Annotated in this window: 16 protein-coding genes; 3 read left to right on the forward strand and 13 right to left on the reverse strand. The window is 53.4% G+C overall.

What is annotated here, in order from left to right:
- The first annotated feature begins 49 nt into the window (after positions 1 to 49).
- A complete protein-coding gene (gene selO, locus OGX66_RS06740) occupies positions 50 to 1,492 on the forward strand; it encodes a protein adenylyltransferase SelO (protein WP_016150131.1) in 1,443 nt (480 codons plus the stop codon).
- Here the strand turns inward: selO and OGX66_RS06745 are convergent.
- The 8 genes from OGX66_RS06745 to ppsR form a co-directional block, all read right to left on the reverse strand.
- Complete coding sequence (locus OGX66_RS06745) at positions 1,489 to 2,268, reverse strand: heme ABC transporter ATP-binding protein (RefSeq protein WP_003836641.1); 780 nt, start codon at positions 2,266 to 2,268, stop codon at positions 1,489 to 1,491. The two genes, selO and OGX66_RS06745, sit on opposite strands and share 4 nt — an antisense overlap.
- Complete coding sequence (locus tag OGX66_RS06750) at positions 2,261 to 3,253, reverse strand: FecCD family ABC transporter permease (protein WP_061550014.1); 993 nt, start codon at positions 3,251 to 3,253, stop codon at positions 2,261 to 2,263. Before OGX66_RS06750 ends, OGX66_RS06745 begins: the two co-directional genes overlap by 8 nt.
- On the reverse strand, positions 3,253 to 4,074 hold the full coding sequence (locus OGX66_RS06755) for a heme/hemin ABC transporter substrate-binding protein (RefSeq protein WP_003843463.1): 822 nt from the start codon (positions 4,072 to 4,074) through the stop codon (positions 3,253 to 3,255). The genes OGX66_RS06750 and OGX66_RS06755 overlap by 1 nt, the downstream gene beginning before the upstream one ends.
- Complete coding sequence (gene chuS / locus OGX66_RS06760) at positions 4,071 to 5,102, reverse strand: hematinate-forming heme oxygenase ChuS (RefSeq protein WP_061550016.1); 1,032 nt, start codon at positions 5,100 to 5,102, stop codon at positions 4,071 to 4,073. The genes OGX66_RS06755 and chuS overlap by 4 nt, the downstream gene beginning before the upstream one ends.
- 47 nt (positions 5,103 to 5,149) lie before the next feature.
- Entirely contained in the window at positions 5,150 to 7,132 is a 1,983-nt protein-coding gene (locus OGX66_RS06765; RefSeq protein ID WP_003030557.1) for a TonB-dependent hemoglobin/transferrin/lactoferrin family receptor, read from the reverse strand.
- Between the two features lie 74 nt (positions 7,133 to 7,206).
- Entirely contained in the window at positions 7,207 to 7,395 is a 189-nt protein-coding gene (gene hemP / locus OGX66_RS06770; RefSeq protein ID WP_003030556.1) for a hemin uptake protein HemP, read from the reverse strand.
- A 169-nt stretch (positions 7,396 to 7,564) separates the two neighbouring features.
- Positions 7,565 to 8,611, reverse strand: a complete 1,047-nt coding sequence (gene aroH, locus OGX66_RS06775) for a 3-deoxy-7-phosphoheptulonate synthase AroH (RefSeq protein WP_003030555.1) — start codon at positions 8,609 to 8,611, stop codon at positions 7,565 to 7,567.
- Positions 8,612 to 8,737: 126 nt separating this feature from the next.
- Positions 8,738 to 9,571 (reverse strand): posphoenolpyruvate synthetase regulatory kinase/phosphorylase PpsR, encoded by an 834-nt coding sequence (gene ppsR, locus OGX66_RS06780; protein WP_003030553.1) that lies wholly within the window; start codon positions 9,569 to 9,571, stop codon positions 8,738 to 8,740.
- Positions 9,572 to 9,898: 327 nt separating this feature from the next.
- Here ppsR and ppsA point away from each other — a divergent pair, with 327 nt between their 5' ends.
- On the forward strand, positions 9,899 to 12,277 hold the full coding sequence (gene ppsA / locus OGX66_RS06785; protein ID WP_003030548.1) for a phosphoenolpyruvate synthase: 2,379 nt from the start codon (positions 9,899 to 9,901) through the stop codon (positions 12,275 to 12,277).
- A gap of 67 nt (positions 12,278 to 12,344) precedes the next feature.
- Here the strand turns inward: ppsA and fadK are convergent, their stop codons facing one another.
- The 5 genes from fadK to OGX66_RS06810 form a co-directional block, all read right to left on the reverse strand.
- A complete protein-coding gene (gene fadK, locus OGX66_RS06790) occupies positions 12,345 to 13,982 on the reverse strand; it encodes a medium-chain fatty-acid--CoA ligase (RefSeq protein WP_088902389.1) in 1,638 nt (545 codons plus the stop codon).
- An 82-nt stretch (positions 13,983 to 14,064) separates the two neighbouring features.
- Positions 14,065 to 14,358, reverse strand: a complete 294-nt coding sequence (locus tag OGX66_RS06795; protein ID WP_003836621.1) for a ferredoxin family protein — start codon at positions 14,356 to 14,358, stop codon at positions 14,065 to 14,067.
- Positions 14,355 to 15,644: an FAD-dependent oxidoreductase gene (locus OGX66_RS06800; RefSeq protein ID WP_048233611.1), complete on the reverse strand. Its 1,290-nt coding sequence runs from the start codon at positions 15,642 to 15,644 to the stop codon at positions 14,355 to 14,357. The genes OGX66_RS06795 and OGX66_RS06800 overlap by 4 nt, the downstream gene beginning before the upstream one ends.
- Positions 15,645 to 15,701: 57 nt before the next feature.
- Positions 15,702 to 16,637, reverse strand: coding sequence for an electron transfer flavoprotein subunit alpha (locus OGX66_RS06805; RefSeq protein ID WP_103798293.1), 936 nt, complete (start codon positions 16,635 to 16,637; stop codon positions 15,702 to 15,704).
- Positions 16,638 to 16,658: 21 nt separating this feature from the next.
- Positions 16,659 to 17,423, reverse strand: a complete 765-nt coding sequence (locus OGX66_RS06810; RefSeq protein WP_032935920.1) for an electron transfer flavoprotein — start codon at positions 17,421 to 17,423, stop codon at positions 16,659 to 16,661.
- A gap of 474 nt (positions 17,424 to 17,897) precedes the next feature.
- Here OGX66_RS06810 and OGX66_RS06815 point away from each other — a divergent pair, with 474 nt between their 5' ends.
- Positions 17,898 to 18,788 carry an AraC family transcriptional regulator gene (locus OGX66_RS06815; RefSeq protein ID WP_003836612.1) on the forward strand — a complete coding sequence of 297 codons (891 nt, stop codon included), beginning with the start codon at positions 17,898 to 17,900 and terminating at the stop codon, positions 18,786 to 18,788.
- Positions 18,789 to 18,808 lie beyond the last annotated feature (20 nt).

The following is an 18,808-nucleotide window of genomic DNA, read 5'->3' on the forward strand; positions in this document are numbered from 1 at the left end:
CTGGTGTTTAACAGGCTATTAACAGTCTACACTAGAGGCAGGAGGCCCTATGACCCTGTCTTTTACCACTCGCTGGCGTGATGAACTACCAGCAACTTATACCGCGCTTTCACCCACCCCTTTGAAAAATGCGCGCCTTATCTGGCATAACGATGCGCTGGCGGAGCAATTAGCTATTCCTGCGGCGCTATTTGATATTTCAACTGGTGCGGGCGTTTGGGGAGGCGAATCGCTGCTTCCCGGGATGTCGCCTTTAGCCCAGGTTTATAGTGGACATCAGTTCGGCGTCTGGGCAGGTCAGCTTGGCGACGGACGTGGGATCCTGCTGGGCGAACAACAGCTCGCGGATGGTTCAACGTTTGACTGGCACCTGAAAGGCGCCGGACTCACGCCGTATTCCCGCATGGGTGATGGGCGCGCCGTGCTGCGCTCGACCATTCGCGAAAGCCTTGCTAGCGAAGCGATGCACTACCTGGGAATACCGACCACGCGGGCATTGTCGATTGTCACCAGCGACACGCCGGTGTATCGCGAAACGGTCGAAGCGGGAGCGATGCTTATCCGCGTGGCGCAAAGCCATATGCGGTTTGGCCATTTTGAGCATTTTTACTATCGCCGGGAGCCGGAAAAAGTGCGCCAGTTGGCTGACTTTGCGATTCGCCATTACTGGCCGCAATGGCAGGAAGACGCCGATAAATATCAGCTGTGGTTTAACGATGTTGTCACGCGTACTGCGACGTTAATCGCTGACTGGCAGGCGGTAGGGTTTGCGCATGGTGTTATGAATACGGACAACATGTCGATTCTGGGTCTGACGATGGATTACGGTCCATTCGGTTTTCTTGATGATTACGTGCCCGATTATATCTGTAACCACTCTGACAACCAGGGGCGATACAGTTTCGATAATCAGCCGGCCGCCGCGTTGTGGAACCTGCAACGTCTGGCGCAAACCCTGTCGCCGTTTATCCCGGTCGAGGCGCTCAATGATGCGCTGGACAGTTACCAGCTGGCGCTGTTAACTCGCTACGGTCAGCGGATGCGGCAAAAGCTCGGCTTCTTTAGCGAGCAGAAAGACGATAACGAACTGCTTAGCGAGCTGTTTAGTCTGATGTCGCGGGAAAGAAGCGACTATACGCGAACGTTTCGCATGCTCAGCCAAACGGAACAACACAGTGCGCAATCTCCGTTGCGCGATGAGTTTATCGACCGCGCAGCGTTTGACGACTGGTTCACGCGGTATCGCTCGCGCCTTCAGCAAGACAATATTGCCGATGCTGCCAGACAAACACAGATGAAGGCGGCTAACCCGGCGATGGTATTACGTAACTGGCTGGCGCAACGGGCGATTAGTCAGGCAGAGCAGGGGGATTACGCCGAGCTGCATCGGTTGCACCAGGCGTTGCGTACCCCGTTTGCCGATCGTGATGATGACTATGTCAGCCGTCCACCTGACTGGGGAAAACGGCTGGAAGTGAGTTGTTCAAGCTAAGGGGCCAGAAATACCTGCGGGGAGGCGTTGGCCGGATGCTGGCCAACGTGTACCTGAGCACCGTACCAGCGCTTCAAGTCATCGGCCTGTAACACAGTTTCCGGTGTTCCCTGCGATACCAGCCTGCCGTTGTGCAGCAGCACTATTCTGTCTGCCCACAGTGCGGCGAGGTTCAGATCGTGAAGCACAATGCACACATGCAGCTCTCCCGAAGAGGTAAGCGTTTTTAGCATGCGCAACAGATGCTGCTGGTGGTAAAGATCCAGCGCGGAGGTCGGTTCATCAAGGAATAACCAACCACGAGGCGCACCGTCGCACCAGAGTTGTGCCAGCGCACGGGCTAACTGTACTCGCTGTTGCTCGCCGCCGGAAAGCGCGGCGTATTGCCGACCCGCCAAAGGTGTGCATCCGGTCATTTCCATCACCTGAGCGATAAGCCGGGGCTCCTGCTGTTGGGTCCACGGCGCGCGGCCCATCGCGATGACGGCCTCTACCGGCCAGTCGAATCCCAACTGTGTTTGCTGGCGCATCACTGCCCGATGCCGCGACAGGGTCTGGGTAGACCATTCATGCAGCGGTTTGCCCGCCAGCACGCAACGCCCGGTTGCTGGTTTGAGAAAACCGGTCAGCAGGCGCAGCAGGGTGGATTTCCCCGCACCGTTTGGGCCGATGAGCGCAACCAGTTCACCTTTTGTAAGGGCGAGCGATACGTCGTCAATCACCGCTCTGCCAGCTACGTGATAGTGAAGCCCTTCAGCGATGAAATGTTCAGCCATGCGCTCCTCGCTGACGAAAAATAAGCCATAAAAACCACGGTGCGCCGAGAAGACTGGTCAACAGACCGACCGGCATCTCCGCAGGCGCAACCGCAGTACGGGCCAGGGTGTCGGCAATCAGCAATAAAAACGCGCCCGCCAGCACGGAACCCGGAATAACGGCCCGATGGTCTGAGCCGAGCCACATACGTATTAAATGTGGGATTACCAACCCGATAAAGCCAATCACCCCGCTTACCGCCACGGCTGAGGCAACCAGTAATGCGCTACAAAGCAGCAAAATACGCTGGATTGTACGTACATCAACGCCGAGATAATGCGCCTCTTCCTCACCCAGTTGCAGAAGATTCAGCGCCGGAGCAAGTCGCCAGATGATCAGCACTGTCGGGATTGTCAGTGAAGTGACAGCCAACAGCGTGGACCACTGTGCAGCCCCCAGACTTCCCATTCCCCATAGCGACAGCTGGCGCAGTTGCGCATCATTACTGACCCACGACAGTACGCCAACCGCCGCCCCGCAGAGCGCGTTGATGGCAATGCCGACCAGCAGCAGGCGGGAGAGCGAACCGTCGCGCTGTTGGCTGAGGATAAAAATCACTACGGTTGCCGCTAGCGCGCCGAAAAAAGCGGCCAGCATTGGAGCATACAACATCATCAGCGCGGGCAAAGAGACAGGCAGCACCACCCACAGGGCCACAGCGCAGGCGGCGCCGCTGCTTATTCCCAGTAATCCAGGGTCTGCAAGCGGATTGCGAAACAGTCCCTGCATCACGCAGCCAGCGAGCGCCAGAGAACCGCCAATCACCAGCGCCAGCAGGACGCGGGGAAGGCGAATCGTGATCCAGATTTGACGCAGTGCCTCATCGCCATCACGCCAGAGCAGACTTACCGGCAGGCGCAACGCGCCAAAACCGGTAGCCAGAACCGTCATTGCAACCAGCATCAATGCCAACATCCACAACGAACAGGTGATCCGCCGGGACATCAGGGCAATTGCTCCGCTTTAGCACGAAGCTGCAAAATAGCCTGTGGCGTGCGAACGCTGAAGCCCAACAGCGCCATATCGTCAACCTGCAATACCTGTTTATTCCTTCCGGCAGGTGTTTGTGCAAGTCCCGGTAGCGCCCACAGGTTATCTTCGCCACCCATCGCCTTAACGCCGTCCTGCGAAATCACCACCAGATCGGGCTGGCTTGCAATGACGCCTTCTTGTGACAGCGGCTGATAGCGATTAACGCCTTGCATGGCGTTGCGTAGCCCTGCGGCACGAATCGCCGCATCGGCTCCGGTTTGCTGGCCCGCCGCCATTGCGGTCATCCCGCCATGATTGAGAATAAACAGCACACGTTTATTAAGTTCAGACGACGGGAGCGTCGCCAGTTCCTGACGTAACGTTGCGCGCAGAGTTTCGCCGTCGGCCTCCCGATGAGTAGCCTCAGCGATAACCCGAACTTTTTCATCAATCGCGTTAAGATCGTTGCTTGCTGGGATCGTGACAACCCTGACGTTGCTCTGCTCAAGCTGTTTTAGCGCTAAAGAGGGCTGTGCCTGCGCGCTGGCGAGGACCAGCGTAGGGCGGGTAGCCAGGATCCCTTCGGCGTTGAGCTGGCGCAAATAACCAACATCAGGTAACGCGGTTGCCGCAACAGGCCACTGGCTGGTGCTGTCTCTCGCCACAAGGGAGGGTTGTGCTCCCAGTGCGTAGACAATCTCGGTGACATCGCCACCGAGCGCAACAACCCGTTCCTCGGGCGCAGCCAGCGCCGCGAAGGGCAGCAGCGCGATCAGGGCCAGCAGTTTTTTCATGCGGCCAGTCCTTTCGGCGTCAGTGCGTCAATCTGTGCGCGCCATTGTGTCTGCTCCGGCTCGCCTTCCGTACGTTGACCATACAGCTGGGCGATTTGCGTGCCGTCGGCAGCAAACAGCTCCAGACTGGTGACGTGACCATCGGCGGTCGGTTTACGCGTCACCCACGTTTCCGCCACGCTCTCTTCCAGTAGATGCAGGGTAAAGGTTGGGTTGAAGATGTTCAGCCAGCCTTTCATCGGCACCAGTTTTTCTATTACTCCGGTAAATATCTGTACACAGCCGCGATTACCCACAAAAAACATAATTTCGTTGCCATCCTGACGCGCGGTGTCGAGTAATTGCGCCAGTGCGCTATTAGAAACCTTACAGGCCAGATCGTCGCCAACCAGATTAAACGCCTGTTGACGGGTGAGATCGTGGCGTTTCAGCAGACCGAAGAACTGATGGACATCGGTCATGGCTCGCCACTCTTGATCAACGGTATGTGCGTCGACAGTGACGGCGGCAGGCACAGAATTGTTGACGGGTTGCTGCACCAGCGGCGGGTTTTCTGCAAAGATGAAACGGGTCAGCAACGCCGCCCATTCCTCAACGAGGGTATTTTGTGTGGTATAGACCTTCAGCAGTGCGTCTCCCTGATGGTCAAAGAATTGAATGCTCTGACGCTCGCCGTGGGCGGTGGTCTCACTGATATGAAAAGCGCTTGCCCACTGATTGAGGAACAGGCGCAGGTCGAGGGCACGCGGATTAAGAACCAGCCCGGCATGGCCGTTCAGGTGCTGATTGGTAAAAGTGCCAACCTGTTCATGCACCGCATATTCGTTGCGGCAAATGCATTTGGTTTCACCTACGGCTTCCAGTGCGCCGAGGATTTCGCGGACTTCGCCACGTAAGCGCCAGGCGTCATGGCCGACGCGCGCAAAGGTCAGTTCGGCTTCACTAATATTCATCAACCCTGCAATGTCGCGTGCGTATTTGCCGGGATTTTCTTTCTTCAGTTCCAGCCAGCGTGTGTAATGATTCATTGTCTCTTCCTTCCAGATTGCGGCCCCGGCGAACCGGGGAAAAGTGATTACCACTGATAACTCACGAAAATTTTGCCATTACGACCATCCTGCGGAATGCCTTGCGGCGACCAGTACTCTTTGTCGAAGGCGTTGCCCAGTACCAGCGTGGTGGTCATGCCTTTCAGTGCTTGTTGGCCCTGATAGCTCACGTAAAAATCGTTTACTGCATAGCCAGGCTGTTTAGCGTAGGTGCTGCTGATATGCGTTGAACGGTCAGCAAATGTCCCAATCCAGCCTACGGAGAAACCGCTGTGCGCAACCGGCACATTCAGTTTGCTGGTGACGGTGTCGGGGTTAATGCTGGAAATGTATTCACCTGTGTCAGTATCTTTGCCGCGTGTGCGGTTATAGGCCATGTCGAGACTGAACAGGTCGGCGGTATATTTCGCCATCACGTCCCAGCCCCAGATTTTGGCATTGGGAACGTTATAGGACATGGTTGTCGCAGCGGCGAAGTCAACACTGGTGGAGATGTAATCTTTTGCTTTGGTGTCGAAATAGCTGGCTTTAAATTCGAGCGCATCGCTCGCCATCAGCAGATCGTCAAAGCGCAGGCCAAATCCGTATTCCTGGGTTTCGTTGGTTTCCGGGCGCAGGTTAGGGTTTGGCACCCAGTAGTTAGTGTAGAAACGACCAATCGAGAAGTGTTTCGCATCGTTATACATCTCGCCCATGGTTGGCGCACGGAAGGCCTGAGCGTATGAACCGAACAGCATCAGCCAGTCGGCTGGCGTAACGGTGAGTCCGGCGCGGGACGACCATTTGTCAGCATCAACATCTTCATAGCCGTCGCTGCTGCCGCGATAAGAGTCATAACGGGTACCGCCCAGCAGCGTAACCGGCAGGTCGCGCAGGGTGATTTCATCCTGTAGCCAACCGGAGCTGAAATCGATCTTTGCCTCCGGGAAACCGGTGGTTGAACCACCCGGTTGTTGTTCCTGGCGATAGTACTCACCGCCGTAGGTCAGCAGGTGAGATGCAAAAGAGTCGGTAAACAGGCGGCTGCGGTTGTCGATCTTCCCGCCTTTGGTGGTTTGCTTGCGAAATTCGCCAGTGTTATCTGCGTTCTGAGCATTAATGCGCGCTTCGGACCAGTAGATACGGGCATCCGCGTTCAGCCAGTCATTGTCCGCAGGAGCAAGCGAGTAGGTCAGTTGCGCATCACGCTGGATCGTTGAACGGTTGGTCATCGGGTTGCTGGCATCAGCTGCACTGGTCTGCGGGTTTTTAGGTTCCCGGGCGTCATTGTTGTAGTATCGCAGCGAGCCGGCCAACGTCTGGGCGCTGTCAATTTTCCAGCTACCTTTCGCCAGCATATTGTTGATCGCTTCATCGTTTGGCGCTGTAGTACCGTCGCTTTGGCGCAAATCACCGCGATCGCGACTCGACCATGCAAGCAGTCCGTCCAGCGTATCGGTGCGCCCAAATGCGCTGGCGCCCATACCGAGGCTGTGATCGCCAGTTGCCGCAGTACCGAACACGCGGTAACCGCTGTTTTGTCCGGCTTCCAGCAGATCTTTGGCATCCGCAGTGTCATAGGCGATCACGCCGCCCAGCGCGCCGCTACCGTACAGTAGTGCGGAAGGGCCACGCACGACTTCGATACGTTTGATAAGCGCCGGGTCGAGGAAGGTGCTGTTCAGGTGTCCGGTGTCAGTTCCCTGACGAACGCCGTCAACCAGTACCAGAACGCCACGTCGATCGTAGCCGCGCAGATTCACGTCCTGGCCGTTGGTACGACCCGTTCCATCGAGGGTTAGACCCGGAACCGTCCGCAACAGATCGGCTGCCGAACTGGCGGTCTGGTTTTCCGGGGCGGTGGCATCAATCACGCTGACCATCATCGGCGCTTCAAAGGCACTACGGGCATTGCCGGTGGCGGTGACGGTCATATCCTCGACCGCCGCATAGGCTACGGCGGGCAGGTTACTGACAATCGCCAGCGCCAACAGCGATGGGCGCAGGGAAGCGGTGTGCAGGTAAGGCATAGCAACTCTCCATTAGGAAATCGAAAAGCGCTGGCTGCCTGGGTATGACCTGGGTGGCTGGCGAAATGTGTTGTTTATTTAGTCAGAATGAGTTTTCCGGCTTGCGTCTGGCGCAGCAGGTAGTGCTGACCATCATGCTCTATGATCACGCGTCCTTCGTTACCCAGCAGGGTTTTACTGTCAATTCGTCGCTCGTTTGGCGCGACGGAAGGCGGTGTTGTGTCTTTTGTAGGCGTAGCCGTTGTGTTATCCATACGTGACATAGTGTTTAAAAATAACAATCAATGTAACAATGATAATCATTATCATCAAACTGCAAATTTGCGGCAAGCGTTTTTGTGAAATAATTGTGACGAGAACGTTTTTTGCACAACAATCGGGGAAAAACAAAGGATTAGCACCGGGCAAAGTGATATTGCCCGGCGAACAGCATTAAAAACGGCTATCAACCGCAGAGGCGAGTTTTTCAACCAACAGTTCAGTATCTTCCCAGTTCAGGCACGGGTCGGTAATAGACTGACCGTAAACCAACGGCTGGCCGCTAACGATTTTTTGAGTACCTTCACGCAGGAAACTCTCCGCCATGATCCCGGCAATTGCCGTCGAACCGTTACGAATTTGCTGGCACACGTCGTCACAAACGTCCAACTGACGACGATGCTGCTTCTGGCAATTGCCGTGGCTAAAATCGACCACCAGATGCTCAGGCAGGGAAAATTCGTGCAGGGTATCGCAGGCGGCGGCAATATCTTCAGCATAATAATTCGGCTTTTTACCGCCACGCATGATGATATGCCCGTAAGGGTTACCGCTGGTCTGATAAATGGTCATCTGACCGGTTTTATCCGGCGAGAGGAACATGTGACTGGCGCGGGAGGCGCGAATCGCATCGACGGCGATGCGCGTGTTGCCATCCGTTCCGTTCTTAAAACCGACCGGGCAGGAGAGCGCGGAGGCCATTTCACGATGGATCTGACTTTCGGTGGTGCGCGCGCCAATAGCTCCCCAACTGATTAAATCGGCAATAAACTGGCCGGTCACCATGTCGAGGAATTCAGTCGCCGTGGGGACGCCCAGTTCGTTGACCTGCAACAGCAGTTTTCGCGCCAGTTCAATACCGTGGTTTACACGATAACTGCCGTTCAAATCCGGGTCGGAAATCAGGCCTTTCCAACCCACGACGGTGCGTGGCTTTTCAAAATAGGTACGCATCACGATTTCCAGACGCGCCTGGTGCTTTGTGCGCAGCGCCTGTAATCGTGTCGCGTATTCCATCGCGGCATCAAGATCGTGAATCGAGCAGGGACCTACGATCACCAGTAAACGGGGATCTTCACCATTTAAAATTTTTTCTATCCGACGTCGGGAGTCCGTAACATGACGGGCGACGGAGGATGAAACAGGATGCCGTTGCGCAAGCTCTGCTGGAGTGACCAGGTTGTCAATACGCGCAGTACGGAGTTCATCGGTTCTGTTCATTACTTGTCTCAGAAATTTGTTGCTTCAACGGCAGGACTACCGGGAAGTGATGTACATCACAATATCACACTCATCCTGCCTGGTGGCGAGCATAATAACAAAAAAACGAACCAACGCACTAGCATTCTAGTACATGCGGCGATTCAGTCCCATGATATCGAGGATCTTGGTAGCAATCTCTTCTACCGAATAATTGGTACTGTTCAGCCAGGGGATCTGGTTTTTCCGGTACAGCGCTTCTACCTCAGCAACTTCCATTCGGCATTGGCGCAGCGAAGCGTACCGGCTGTTCTCACGGCGCTCTTCGCGGATGGCCGCCAGGCGCTCAGGGTCGATAGTCAGACCGAACAGCTTATGCTGCAACGGCTTCAGGGAGGCGGGCAGCACCAAATTATCCATATCATCGGCAATAAAGGGGTAGTTGGCGGCGCGGATACCAAACTGCATGGCCAGATACAAACTGGTCGGGGTTTTGCCGCAACGAGAAACACCAAGCAGGATCACCTGGGCCTGATCGAGGTTGCGCAACGAAATACCGTCGTCGTGGGCGAGGGTGTAGTCAATGGCGGCAATGCGCGCGTCGTACTTGTTGAGGTTACCGGGATTCAGACCGTGCGTGCGATGGGCGATAGGTGTAGGGTCGAGCTTCATCTCATGCTGCAGCGGAGCAACCAATGCCTGCACGATATCCTGACAAAATCCCTCGCTTTGCAGAATGATTGAGCGAATTTCTGGCAGGACGATGGAGTAAAACACCAAAGGGCGCACGCCAGTTTGTTGGTAGATCGCGTCAATCTGGTCTTTAACCGCGCGCGCACGACTCTCATTTTCCACAAACGGCAGCGTAATGCTGCTGATCGTGACCGGGAATTGCGACATCACCGCGTGACCCAAGACCTCGGCGGTGATGGCCGTACCATCAGAAATATAAAATACGTGACGATCAACAGCATTATCCATTTTGCTCATCCTGGGCAGACATAATTCTCTGAAAGCATAAATTAAAATTCGCCAGAAGCGAATATTGCTGCATCTTTTTTATAAAATGAAACGGTATTTTTATAATTAATGAAAAGTACATTTCATTTTTCGGAACAAATGTTTATACCGGTAGTTTTTGTGGAGATCCCCTGTGGCTCGCGGGTTTGCGCAAATGCGGAAACAATCTGAAAAAATAAAAAATAAAGTTGCTTGAACGATTCACCGTTTTTTTCGCTGGAGTAAATATGCAAAGATAATTACGCAAAATTGAGTTTCCTAACCTCGTTCAAATATAAGGATTGTTCGATGTCCAACAATGGCTCGTCACCGCTGGTGCTTTGGTATAACCAACTCGGCATGAATGATGTAGACAGAGTTGGGGGCAAAAATGCCTCCCTGGGTGAAATGATTACTAACCTTTCAGGTATGGGTGTTTCCGTACCGAATGGTTTTGCAACGACCGCCGACGCGTTTAACCAGTTTCTGGACCAGAGCGGTGTAAACCAGCGCATTTATGAGCTGCTGGATAAAACGGATATTGACGATGTCACCGAGCTTGCAAAAGCCGGCGCGCAGATCCGCCAGTGGATTATCGACACTCCTTTCCAGCCGGAGCTGGAAAATGCCGTCCGCGATGCCTACGCGCAGCTGTCAGCGGACGATGCCCATGCCTCTTTTGCTGTGCGATCTTCCGCAACCGCAGAAGATATGCCAGATGCGTCATTTGCCGGTCAGCAGGAAACCTTCCTCAACGTCCAGGGATTTGATGCCGTGCTGGTTGCCATCAAACACGTATTTGCCTCGCTGTTTAACGACCGTGCGATCTCTTATCGTGTCCACCAGGGTTATGACCATCGTGGCGTAGCGCTCTCTGCTGGCGTTCAACGGATGGTGCGTTCTGACCTCGCGTCCTCAGGCGTCATGTTCTCCATCGATACCGAATCCGGTTTTGACCAGGTGGTGTTTATCACGTCTGCATGGGGCCTGGGCGAAATGGTCGTGCAGGGCGCTGTTAACCCGGATGAGTTCTACGTGCATAAACCGACGCTGGCGGCTAACCGTCCGGCTATCGTTCGTCGCACCATGGGTTCGAAAAAAATCCGCATGATCTACGCGCCGACCCAGGAACACGGTAAGCAGGTAACGATCGAAGATGTGCCGCAGGAACAACGCGACATTTTCTCCCTGACTAACGAAGAAGTGCAGGAACTGGCCAAGCAGGCGGTGCAGATCGAGAAGCACTACGGTCGTCCGATGGATATCGAATGGGCGAAAGACGGTCATACCGGCAAGCTGTTCATTGTGCAGGCGCGCCCGGAAACCGTGCGTTCTCGTGGCCAGGTGATGGAGCGTTATACGCTGCATGCGCAGGGTAAAATTATTGCTGAAGGTCGTGCTATCGGTCACCGCATTGGCGCGGGTCCGGTCAAAGTCATCCAGGACATCAGCGAAATGAACCGTATCGAACCAGGCGACGTACTGGTTACCGACATGACCGACCCGGACTGGGAACCGATCATGAAGAAAGCAGCGGCGATTGTCACCAACCGTGGCGGTCGTACCTGTCACGCGGCAATCATTGCCCGTGAGCTGGGGATCCCTGCCGTGGTGGGCTGTGGCGATGCGACCGAGCGCATGAAAGATGGTGAGAAGGTTACTGTCTCTTGTGCCGAAGGCGACACCGGTTATGTTTACGCTGACATGCTCGATTTTAGCGTGAAGAGTTCCAGCGTGGAGACCATGCCGGATCTGCCGTTGAAGGTGATGATGAACGTCGGTAACCCGGACCGCGCTTTCGACTTCGCCTGCCTGCCAAACGAAGGTGTTGGTCTGGCGCGTCTGGAATTTATCATCAACCGTATGATTGGCGTACACCCGCGTGCACTGCTGGAGTTTGATGACCAGACGCCTGAGCTACAAAATGAAATCCGCGCCATGATGAAAGGTTTCGATTCTCCGCGTGAATTCTACGTTGGTCGTCTGACGGAAGGGATCGCGACGCTGGGAGCGGCGTTTTATCCTAAACGCGTCATCGTGCGTATGTCTGACTTTAAGTCCAACGAATATGCCAACCTGGTCGGCGGTGAGCGTTATGAACCGCATGAAGAGAACCCGATGCTGGGCTTCCGTGGGGCGGGCCGTTATGTTGCCGATAGCTTCCGCGACTGCTTCGCGCTGGAATGCGATGCAGTAAAACGTGTCCGTAACGACATGGGCCTGACTAACGTTGAAGTGATGGTACCGTTTGTACGTACCGTTGCCCAGGCGAAAGCGGTGGTGGAAGAGCTGGCACGCCAGGGGCTGAAACGCGGTGAGAACGGACTGAAGATCATCATGATGTGTGAGATCCCGTCTAACGCCTTGCTGGCCGAGCAGTTCCTCGAGTACTTCGACGGCTTCTCCATCGGCTCAAACGACATGACGCAGTTGGCGCTGGGTCTGGATCGTGACTCTGGTGTGGTTTCTGAACTGTTTGATGAGCGTAACGACGCGGTGAAAGCGCTGCTGTCAATGGCGATTCGTGCAGCCAAGAAACAGGGCAAATACGTGGGTATTTGCGGTCAGGGCCCATCTGACCATGAAGACTTTGCGGCCTGGCTGATGGAAGAGGGGATCGACAGCCTGTCGCTGAACCCGGACACTGTCGTACAGACCTGGCTAAGTCTGGCTGAACTGAACAAGTAACATCATGCCTTATCCGGCCTATTCAACGTAGGCCGGATAAGATACGCTAGCGTCGCCATCCGGCACTTTATCCTGCAACACTCTCCACGCTCAAACGCTGAATAATATCCTGACGCAGTTGGTATTTTTGTACTTTACCGGACGCTGTGCGTGGTAATTTCTCCACGATCACAATGTGCTCAGGGTATTTGTACTTTGCCACCCGCTTGCGACTAAAAAAGGCTACCACTGACTCCAGTGACAGCGAATGATGCGGCGGCTTTAGCACCACATAAGCACATGACCTTTCACCTAAGCGTTCGTCTGGCATCGCGACAACGCAGGCATCGTGAATGCGGGGGTGCTGCAATAAAATATCCTCAACTTCGCGGCTGCTGATGTTTTCTCCACCGCGGACAATGATATCTTTTTTCCGTCCGGTGATTTTGATGTACCCCGCATCGTCCATTCGGCATAAGTCGCCGCTGTAATACCAGCCGTCTTGATCCAGCGCACGGGCGGTGAGTTCGGGTTCATCGAGATAGCCCATAAACACATTGGGACCGCGTGAGGCTTCTTCGCCTTCTACACCCACAGGCAACGTATTGCGCGCTTCATCGACGACTTTAATTTCGACGCCTGCAGCAGCATATCCGTCGGTATCCATCATGCGAGAAAGCGAATCATCGAGATTGACCAGCGCATGCGGGGGACTCTCTGTCGAGCCATAAATGCTTAATAATTTTATGCCGAGCTGCTGGCAGTCACGGGCAATCTTCTGTGGAATGGTTGTGCCCCCACATAAGAAAAAGCGTAGCGATGAGAGATCGCTTGGCCGTTTGTCCATGCTACACAACATGTCGTAGACGAAGGGCGTTGCGCCGAGCACACAGGTACAGCGTTGTTGTTCCAGCAGTTCAAGACAGGCGGCTGGGGTGAAAATATCTAACAATACGCTGCGTGCGCCGATTAAAAACGGTGCGGTAACGCCATGCAGAAAACCGGTAGCGTGTCCCAGTGGTGCTGGCATTAAAAACACATCCTGCCAGGTGAGATTAAGGCGGGCACAGTAGGCGCGCTCGCTGGCAAGAATGTTGTTGTGGGTCAGCATTACGCCTTTTGGCATTCCCTCGGTACCGGAGGTAAACAACACCACCGCCAGTTCATCGGCGTGAACATTAATCGTTTGGGTTAATGGCGGAGCTAAAAGCAGTTGGCTGAGCGCTAGCGAGGTCGTTGCCGGAGCCAGTTTATCCACGGCAACGATCTGTTGCAGATGTGGCAACTGGTTTTGTAAGGGCAGGATCAGATCGACCGGTCGGGTCTGTTTAAACAGCGTCGGTGCGAAAAAAATCTTCGCTTTGCACTTATTCAGCACCCATACCAGCTCTGCTTCACGCCACGCTGGCAGCAGCGGTACGGAAACGGCCCCGGTTTTCAGGCAGGCCAGGTAGATAATCGTAAACTCGCACCAGCCCGGTAGCTGGAAGGCAATGCGATCGCCAGGTTGAATACCGCAGGCTAAAAACCAGGTTGCCAGACTGCTGGCCGCGCTATCGAGTGCAGCATAGGTGTATGAAGCACCATGGTTATCAACCACCGCGATTTTATCTGGCATGGCTCTGGCAGTTTGGTTCCAGTAATCGCCAAGCGAAGCATCTCCCCATAAACCCTGTTGCCGCCAGACTTCGCGACGTTCGGCGTTAAACGTTAGTGTGATACTCATGAAGTTATTCCCTGGATGATTTCGGCATACATCTGACCGGATGGCCGGCGTGGCCGAACCGGTGTACTACAGGCAAAATCCGTTAGCCGTAGCGAAAATCAATGCCAAATGTTCCGACCGGATATTCCCATTGGTCGAGGATCGTGTCGCCGCACAGTACTCGACACGTTCCGCACTCCAGGCAACCAGCAGAATCAAAATGAATGTTTCCACTCTCGTCCTGCTTATACAGCCCGGCGGGGCAGGCTTTCAGCAGCTTGCGAAATTCATTAAGGTCTGGATGTTCGGCCAGGATGATGTGCGGGTGGCCTTCATCGACATTGAATTTATTGACGCCCAGTTTGACGTCAACGTTAACAGTATTGTCCTGACTCATAGTGCAGTTGCCCCCTTGATACCGTCTTTCAGTAAGTTCATCAGTCCGATTTGTTTGGCATGGGACATAATCATCTTGCGAACCGGTTGATTTGGACGTCCGTCAACGGTGAACATATCGCTCATGATGTCGGCCACCATACGCGGATACTGGGTGAACAGACGTGGGTTTTCCATCAACGCCGGGATCTTGCGAAAATGTTGTAAATCACGCATCACACAGCCTTGTTCAAGCGCGCGTTTGTAGGCCATCAGGCTGCTGGCAGAGAAATCCTGTCGTTCTTTTGCTGCAATGGCTGTTTGGGCAGCGGCTTCTGCGGAAGCGATGGCCAAATCCATACCTCGCACCGTGAAACCCAGGTTCAAACAGAAACCGGCGGCATCACCGACGATCATCACACCGTCATCGACCAGCTTTGGAACCATTGCCAGACCGCCTTCCGGCACCATATGCGCGGAATATTCCAGTAATTCACCACCGGCAATCAATGGTCGAATAGTTGGATGTTGCTTAAAGTCTTCCAGCATTTGTGGAATACTTTTTGTGGCATGGGCAATATCCCCCAGACCACACACCAGCCCCAGAGAGATGGAGTCCTGGTTGGTATACAAAAAACCTCCTCCCATCAATCCATCAGACGGTGAGCCTGCAAACAGCCAGGCCGCGCCCTCATTACCTGAAAGGTTGAAGCGATCTGCAATGACCGCTGGAGGTAAGCCGATCAGCTCTTTTACGCCAACGGCATAGTGATGTGCAGAAGAGGGAGGAACCATCCCCAGGGACCGCCCCAGCATAGAGTTGACGCCATCGGCCAGGATGACAATATTGGCTTCCAGGATATCGTCACCGGCCTGGACTCCGGTGACCTTATTACCTTCGCGGATCAGAGCATCGACGCGCACACCGGGGATGAACTGCACGCCAGCTTGTTCCGCTTTTTCCATTAGCCATGGGTCAAGTCTGTTGCGCAAAACGGTATACGAATCCTGCGTTGGTGCGTCAGCTTTTTCACGATGGAAATCGAGAGTGACGGCGCTTTCTTCGGTCAGAAAGGAGATTTTTTCGCGGGTGACTTTACGCTCGAGCGGCGCCTCCTGCGCGAACCCTGGCATGATGCGCTCAAGGCTATGCGCGTAGAGTCTTCCGCCGGTCATATTTTTACTGCCTGCACTGTTTCCGCGCTCAATGACCAGCACGTCCAGTCCGGACAGAGCCATAACGTAGCCTGCAACCGTACCCGCCACGCCAGCACCGACCACAATGGCATCAAATTTTTCATCTGACATGCTTTATGCTCCTTTCCCGCTGCAAGGGCAGCGGGAGATGTGCGTTAAATGGGGGGATTAGCGGCTGAGATGTTCGATAAGGGCCGGAACAACTTTGTAGATGTCGCCTACCAGGCCGTAATCGGCATAATTGAAAATAGGGGCTTTCTTGTCTTTGTTGATAGCAACAATGACTTTCGTGCCGTTACCACCGACCATATGCTGAATTTGTCCTGAAATGCCCAACGTCAGATAAAGGTCTGACTTCAGTAACACACCAGAAACGCCAATGTAGCGTTCGCGCTCCATCCAGTTTTCGCCTTCGGCGATCGGGCGTGAACAGCCCACTTCTGCCCCCAGTACCGATGCCAACTGATGCACCATCTCCAGATCGTGTTGCGCAACCAGGCCGCGACCCACGCCAACCACACGTTTGGCTTTACTGAGGTCCACGCTGCTCACGGATTTAGCGCGACGTTCCTGGCACATAATTTCATGAAGCGGTGCGATGTAAGCTGCTGGGACAACAGGGCAGTTGTACGAGGCGTTTTCTGCTACGGGTTCAAGCAGGCCAGGGGCAAGAGTGATAATTGCCAGCGCGCTTTTGATTTTTTCTTTGCCGAATGCCAGCCCACCATACATTCGGTGCTCTGCGAACACTGTGCCATCCTCAAGAGTCACCGATATTGCGTCGTTCACCATCGCGGCATTGAGTTGGATGCTTAACCGTGCCCCAAGTGATTTCGCGCGCTTTGTGGCTGACATCAACAGCATTCCGGCGTGTTCTTGCATCAGCGCCGCGATGGTTTCGGCGTAATTTTCTACACGCTGTAAACCGGAGGGGGCTTCGAGCACGATTATTTCATCGGCACCCAGAGGTTTAACCTGATTAGCCTGTTCGCTGCCTTGTACAATAAGATGGACATGCTCACCCCACTGACGCGCGCCGGTCATTAATTCTGCGTAGCGTTCTACGTTATCGCTGAACACCCATACGTTAGCTAATTTACTCATGACAATTTCTCTCCGTTGAGCTTAGTTCAGGGCTTTTTTCAGGTGTTCAGCCAGTTCGGCAATGGCTTCAGCCGAGTCATTTTCCAGAATGATGTGCTTACGTTCTGTTTGTGGCGGTACGGTGAGGCTTACCAGTTCCGCTAACGGTGACGCAGGCGTCCAGCCAATATCGCTGGCTTGCCATGGTGTGACGGGCTTTTTACCCGCGCCGAGAATGGCTTTCATTGAGGGAATACGCGGCGTGTTGATATCCGAGGTTACGCAGAGTACGGCGGGGAGCGGCAGGTCAATCACCTCAACCTCGTCTTCCAGCACGCGCTCAACCACAATGCGGTCGCCGTTACGTTGGATGTTGCTGACGGCGTTAATCACCGGGAGTTGCAACAGTTCGCCAACCAGTAAGCCAACCTGTTGGGCATAGATATCCCCCGATCCTTCTCCGAACAGCATCAGGTCGAAATTCATATTTTTGGCCGCGCAGGCCAGCGCTTGAGCGGTGTCGCGGGGCAATGAATGCTCCAATTGCGGATCCTGCACCATGAACAAACTGTCCGGTCCACGTGACAGCACGTCTTTACGCACTTTGGAATTTTGCAGTAGCGATCCGCCCACGGTTAAAGCGACGATTTCATCACCCTCCGCACTCAGTTGCGCCGCGGCCTCAATCGCATTCAGATCAAACTGGCTGATTTTGGCATCGGCCCGGTCAAAGTTAAGCGAATGCTGTGGGGTAACAACAATGTCCTGTTCTTCAGGCACCAACTTAAAGCAGGTTATTATTTTCATGGCATCTCCAGTCATCCACAGTAGGGAAAATTAACTGAAAATAGTTTGCGGCAGAGAGGGGACAGTTTTCGACGGGGCAATCTGTTTTCATTCCCAACAATCTTGCAAAAAAAAGTGCTGCGGGAATGCTTGTTTTATAAACGAGAGCTCGGCCTTGTGTACTGAAGAGAAAAAAGAGCAAACAAACCAGGGAAGGATAATTGCGAAATGCATCATGTTTTTTATCGTTTTTACGCTTAATTTGTTTCTGATATGTAAATTGTTAATGTTGAATTAATAACATTTATTCTTTTCGTTTTTTATCAAACGAAAATAAACGTGGAAAACAACGCAATGAGGCAGGAGGTATCATCTTGCAGTCGACGCAAATAATTTTGTTTCGCCAGCAAGGAATAACGTTGTATAACGTTATTATCGTTTTCACTTTTCGATATTCATTATTCACAAAATTACTGCCTTTAGGTGGAGGTTGTCATGTATCAACGCTGCTTTGATAATGCCATTGAGACCCTTTTTGAGCAGGGGAAAACGCCGAGATTTTCCCGATTCGTCATTAGCGATGATCCTAACTGGGAGTCCGGACATCATGTTCATGATAATGAAACGGAGCTTATCTATGTTAAAAAGGGGGTTGCAAGATTAATCATCGACTCTTCGCTGTATGTCGCGCATGCCGGGGACATTGTGGTGATTGAGCAAGGGCGATTGCATGCGGTTGCATCTGATAGCAGCGCACCTGCTACCACTTACACCTGCGCACTCTACGGTTTCCGGTTTAACAGTTGGCAGGACAATCAGCTATTGCAGATGCACTCGTGTCCGGTCATTAGCGTCAGCCAGGGTAAAGAGGTTATTAAGAGTATTTTTAATGAGCTGGGGGTGATGCTCCCGCAGAGCAAGAACAACCTGACGTCTTCCGCTTATGACGCATTCGCGTATGCATTAACCGTGTTATATTACGAAAACTTTAAAAATGCTTACCGCTCTGAACAGGGATATATTAAAAAAGATGTCTTAATTAAAGATGTATTGGTCTATTTAAATAACAACTTCCGCGAAAAAATTACTCTCGAACAGTTATCTAAAAAATTCCGCGCCAGCGTGAGCTATATCTGCCATGAATTTACCCGCGAGTATCGTATATCACCCATCAATTATGTTATTCAACGGCGAATGACAGAAGCGAAATTTTCCCTGACCAATACGGAGGCCTCGTTGGCGGAAATTTCGTGGCGGGTAGGGTATGAAAACGTCGATCATTTTGCCAAACTTTTTCAGCGGCATGTGGGGTGTACGCCCAGCGATTATCGTAAGCAGTTTAAAAATAACCTTGCTGAGCAGGAATGCTTGATGCCTGAAGTTTGATTCTCCCGCACCGTCCCGGA

It is taken from the genome of Citrobacter sp. Cf072 (genome assembly GCF_030334485.1).
In the GTDB taxonomy this organism is placed as follows: domain Bacteria; phylum Pseudomonadota; class Gammaproteobacteria; order Enterobacterales; family Enterobacteriaceae; genus Citrobacter; species Citrobacter freundii.

Coding starts and splice junctions, on each gene's coding strand:
- selO (WP_016150131.1), top strand. CDS start 50: ATGACCCTGTCTTTTACCACTCGCTGGCGTGATGAACTACCAGCAACT.
- OGX66_RS06745 (WP_003836641.1), bottom strand. CDS start 2,268: ATGGCTGAACATTTCATCGCTGAAGGGCTTCACTATCACGTAGCTGGC.
- OGX66_RS06750 (WP_061550014.1), bottom strand. CDS start 3,253: ATGTCCCGGCGGATCACCTGTTCGTTGTGGATGTTGGCATTGATGCTG.
- OGX66_RS06755 (WP_003843463.1), bottom strand. CDS start 4,074: ATGAAAAAACTGCTGGCCCTGATCGCGCTGCTGCCCTTCGCGGCGCTG.
- chuS (WP_061550016.1), bottom strand. CDS start 5,102: ATGAATCATTACACACGCTGGCTGGAACTGAAGAAAGAAAATCCCGGC.
- OGX66_RS06765 (WP_003030557.1), bottom strand. CDS start 7,132: ATGCCTTACCTGCACACCGCTTCCCTGCGCCCATCGCTGTTGGCGCTG.
- hemP (WP_003030556.1), bottom strand. CDS start 7,395: ATGTCACGTATGGATAACACAACGGCTACGCCTACAAAAGACACAACA.
- aroH (WP_003030555.1), bottom strand. CDS start 8,611: ATGAACAGAACCGATGAACTCCGTACTGCGCGTATTGACAACCTGGTC.
- ppsR (WP_003030553.1), bottom strand. CDS start 9,571: ATGGATAATGCTGTTGATCGTCACGTATTTTATATTTCTGATGGTACG.
- ppsA (WP_003030548.1), top strand. CDS start 9,899: ATGTCCAACAATGGCTCGTCACCGCTGGTGCTTTGGTATAACCAACTC.
- fadK (WP_088902389.1), bottom strand. CDS start 13,982: ATGAGTATCACACTAACGTTTAACGCCGAACGTCGCGAAGTCTGGCGG.
- OGX66_RS06795 (WP_003836621.1), bottom strand. CDS start 14,358: ATGAGTCAGGACAATACTGTTAACGTTGACGTCAAACTGGGCGTCAAT.
- OGX66_RS06800 (WP_048233611.1), bottom strand. CDS start 15,644: ATGTCAGATGAAAAATTTGATGCCATTGTGGTCGGTGCTGGCGTGGCG.
- OGX66_RS06805 (WP_103798293.1), bottom strand. CDS start 16,637: ATGAGTAAATTAGCTAACGTATGGGTGTTCAGCGATAACGTAGAACGC.
- OGX66_RS06810 (WP_032935920.1), bottom strand. CDS start 17,423: ATGAAAATAATAACCTGCTTTAAGTTGGTGCCTGAAGAACAGGACATT.
- OGX66_RS06815 (WP_003836612.1), top strand. CDS start 17,898: ATGTATCAACGCTGCTTTGATAATGCCATTGAGACCCTTTTTGAGCAG.